The sequence below is a fragment of the Anaerobiospirillum sp. NML120448 genome (genome assembly GCF_023050945.1).
In the GTDB taxonomy this organism is placed as follows: domain Bacteria; phylum Pseudomonadota; class Gammaproteobacteria; order Enterobacterales; family Succinivibrionaceae; genus Anaerobiospirillum.
Map to the genome: position 1 here is coordinate 1 of NZ_JALKIM010000184.1, position 1,187 is coordinate 1,187.

1 protein-coding gene is annotated in these 1,187 nt (G+C 38.0%); it reads right to left on the reverse strand.

From position 1 onward, the window contains the following. Nucleotides 1-92: 92 nt before the first annotated feature. Nucleotides 93-1,187 (reverse strand): IS5 family transposase (locus MXE38_RS12355; protein WP_246915514.1); only part of this gene is annotated, 1,095 nt, incomplete at its 5' end.

Sequence of the window (1,187 nt, forward strand, 5' to 3'; positions counted from 1 at the left end):
TCCTTGATTTTGACTTATTTAGGGTGCAAAAATCCCTCCCATTGTTTAAATAGGATACATTGGTTCCACGCCAAAGTCTTAGATACTTTGAGTTAGAAAGGAATTGGCATTTTAAGAGTGATTAGGCGTGTTAGGTTATAGCACCAGGCAACAATATGGTGATAGGCATCTGCACGCTTAATTCCGATTGATCTTATCTCGTCCGCACTCCAATGAGCTAATTGCCCGAAAACATGTTCAACTCTTGCTCTTAGCTTTGATTTTTGGCGGTTTGAAGCCTTTTGCTCATCAGTAAGAGGCTTGTTTCTTTTACCTTTTTCGCAAACTTCTGGAATCAGCTCTAATTGCTGTATCTCACTAATTTGCTTTTGTCCGCTATAAGCTGAGTCAGCGTATAATTTTCTACCTATATCACAATCCCTAATTAGAGGTGATATAACTTGTGAGTCATGCACGTGCGCAGGCGTAGTTTTGATGGCGGTTATGAGTTTTTGTTCAATAAGAATAGCAGCATGAAGCTTATAACCGAAATAATGCTGGCCACCTTTCTGTGTCCATGATGCATCAATGTCTTTTTGACGTTTCTTGGCTGGATTATCTATCCAAAGAGCTTCACCATTGCCTTCTTTAATTAGCTTGTTTTCCTCTCTTGAGTTTCGCTGGATCTCTGCTAAAGTAAAAGAAGAATCAATACCAATAGAATCACTATCTTTTACATCCTGAATCTCACCAATACACTTAGTTGCTTTCTCAAATAATTGCTGAAATAATCCTGATTCTACGAACAATTCGTTATATTTCCAGACTGTTTTAGAGTCAGGAACAACTGATTCATCAATACCCAAGAAAACCTGAAAGGATCTACGATCCTTTATAGATCTAACTACATTGTTGTCACTTAGATTGAAAATCACTTTAAGTACAATAATCTTGTACATTAGTACAGGATCATAGCCAGGACGACCTGCATTAGCTCTTGCATACTTGCTTTTTATAGGTGTATTTTGGAGCATTGGAGTTAAAATATCAGATTCACGGTTCTCATCAGCAATATTCTGCCTGTCACAGTTTGTGTTCTCATTCTCTTCCATTGCTTTTACCTTTTTAAAGGTTGCAAGGTTGCCCTCGATATCACTACGAATATTCTCAAAATCGAAGTGTTGATCTATGGCTAGCAGAGTTGGCTC